Annotated in this window: 3 protein-coding genes; all 3 read left to right on the forward strand. The window is 66.4% G+C overall.

Annotation, left to right across the window (positions count from 1 at the left end):
- Nucleotides 1-738: carboxyl transferase domain-containing protein (locus tag G9C89_RS24800; RefSeq protein ID WP_315852849.1), on the forward strand; the 738-nt coding region annotated here is incomplete at its 5' end.
- 57 nt (nt 739-795) lie between these two features.
- Nucleotides 796-1,593, forward strand: a complete 798-nt coding sequence (locus G9C89_RS24805; RefSeq protein WP_172153347.1) for a gamma-carboxygeranoyl-CoA hydratase — start codon at nt 796-798, stop codon at nt 1,591-1,593.
- Between the two features lie 85 nt (nt 1,594-1,678).
- On the forward strand, nt 1,679-2,409 hold a 731-nt coding region (locus G9C89_RS24810), incomplete at its 3' end, for a biotin carboxylase N-terminal domain-containing protein (RefSeq protein WP_172153349.1).

Consider the following 2,409-nt stretch of genomic DNA (forward strand, 5'->3'; position numbering starts at 1 on the left):
GGGGTGATCCCGGCCGACGCCAAGCAGCCCTTCGATGTACGCGAGGTGATCGCCCGTATCGTCGACGGCTCAGTCTTCGACGAGTTCAAGGCGCTGTTCGGTGCCACCCTGGTCTGCGGTTTTGCCCATATCCAGGGCTACCCGATCGCGATCCTGGCCAACAACGGCATTCTGTTCGCCGAGTCGGCGCAGAAAGGCGCGCATTTCATCGAGCTGGCCTGCCAGCGCGGCATCCCCCTGCTGTTCCTGCAGAACATCACCGGCTTCATGGTCGGGCAGAAGTACGAGGCCGGCGGCATTGCCAAGCACGGCGCCAAGCTGGTCAACGCCGTGGCCTGCGCCAAGGTGCCGAAGTTCACCGTGATCATCGGCGGCAGCTTCGGCGCCGGCAACTACGGCATGTGCGGCCGCGCCTTTGAGCCACGTTTCCTGTGGATGTGGCCGAACGCGCGGATCGGCGTGATGGGTGCCGAACAGGCCGCCGGCGTGCTGGTCCAGGTCAAGCACGAACAGGCCGAACGCGCCGGACAGCGCTTCTCCGCCGAGGACGAGGCCAAGCTCAAGCAGCCGATCCTCGAACAGTACGAGCGCCAGGGTCACCCCTACTACTCCAGCGCCCGGCTGTGGGACGACGGTGTCATCGACCCGGCGCAGACCCGCGAGGTGCTCGGCCTGGCGCTGTCCGCCAGCCTCAATGCGCCGATCGAGCCGACTACTTTTGGCGTGTTCCGCATGTAGGCCGCGCGCACCATTGTTCAATGTAATGGTGCGCACGGCGCACCCTACGGAATCGATATGACCGACTTCAGCACCATCCAACTGGAAACAGACCCACGCGGTTTCGCCACTCTCTGGCTGAATCGCGCCGACAAGAACAACGCCTTCAACGCCGCGATGATCCGCGAGCTGATCCTCGCCCTCGACGCGGTGATGGCCGACAAATCCCTGCGTTTCCTGCTGCTGCGCGGCCGTGGCAAGCACTTCTCCGCCGGTGCCGACCTGGCCTGGATGCAGCGCGCGGCGACCCTCGACTACACCGCCAACCTGGCCGACTCGCGCGAACTGGCCGAGCTGATGCACAACCTCTACCAGCTGAAGATCCCGACCCTGGCCGTGGTCCAGGGCGCGGCCTTCGGCGGTGCGCTGGGCCTGATCAGTTGCTGCGACATGGCCATCGGTGCCATTGATGCCCAGCTGTGCCTGTCGGAGGTGCGCATCGGCCTGGCCCCGGCGGTGATCAGCCCCTTCGTCGTGCAGGCCATCGGCGAACGCGCGGCGCGCCGCTATGCCCTGACCGCCGAGCGTTTCAGCGGCGAGCGGGCCCGTGAACTGGGCCTGTTTGCCGAGAGCTACCCGGCCGAGGCGCTGGACGACGCCGTCAACGACTGGGTCGCCAACCTGCTGCTCAACAGCCCGCAGGCCATGCAGGCGAGCAAGGACCTGCTCAAGGAAGTCGCCAGCGGCGTGCTCACCCCGGCCCTGCGCCGTTACACCGAAAACGCCATCGCCCGCATCCGCGTCAGCGCCGAAGGCCAGGAAGGCCTGCGCGCCTTCCTCGATAAACGCAAGCCCAGCTGGCAGGAGCAACAATGACTATTCCTCGCGATCTAGTGCTCCATACCGTTCAGTGCGGCAGCTGGCTCGATAAACGCCAATCCCTCTGGCAGGAGCAACAAGCATGAGCCTCACGCACATCGACACCCTGCTGATCGCCAACCGCGGCGAAATTGCCTGCCGCGTCATGCGCACGGCCAAGGCCATGGGCATCACCACTGTGGCGGTACACAGCGCCATCGACGCCAATGCCCGCCACGTGCGCGAGGCGGACATCGCCATCGACCTGGGCGGCGCCAAGCCGGCCGACAGCTACCTGCGCATCGACGCCCTGCTCAACGCGGCCAAGGCCAGCGGCGCCCAGGCCATCCACCCGGGCTACGGCTTCCTCTCGGAGAACGCCGGTTTTGCCCGCGCCATCGAACAGGCCGGCTTGCTGTTCCTCGGCCCGCCCGCCAGCGCCATCGATGCCATGGGCAGCAAGTCCGCCGCCAAGGCGCTGATGGAGGCCGCCGGCGTGCCGTTGGTGCCCGGTTACCACGGCGAGGCCCAGGATATCGAGACCTTCCGCACTGCCGCCGACGTCATCGGCTACCCGGTATTGCTCAAGGCCACCGCCGGCGGTGGCGGCAAGGGCATGAAGGTGGTCGAGCGTGAAAGCGAACTGGCCGAGGCCCTGGCCAGCGCCCAGCGCGAGGCGCAATCCTCGTTCGGCGATTCACGCATGCTGGTCGAAAAATACGTACTCAAGCCGCGCCACGTGGAGATCCAGGTGTTTGCCGACCAGCACGGCCACTGCCTGTACCTCAACGAACGCGACTGCTCGATCCAGCGCCGCCACCAGAAGGTGGTCGA

Origin of the sequence: Pseudomonas tumuqii (assembly GCF_013184545.1) — a bacterium.
GTDB lineage: Bacteria > Pseudomonadota > Gammaproteobacteria > Pseudomonadales > Pseudomonadaceae > Aquipseudomonas > Aquipseudomonas tumuqii.

Coding starts and splice junctions, on each gene's coding strand:
- G9C89_RS24805 (WP_172153347.1), top strand. CDS start 796: ATGACCGACTTCAGCACCATCCAACTGGAAACAGACCCACGCGGTTTC.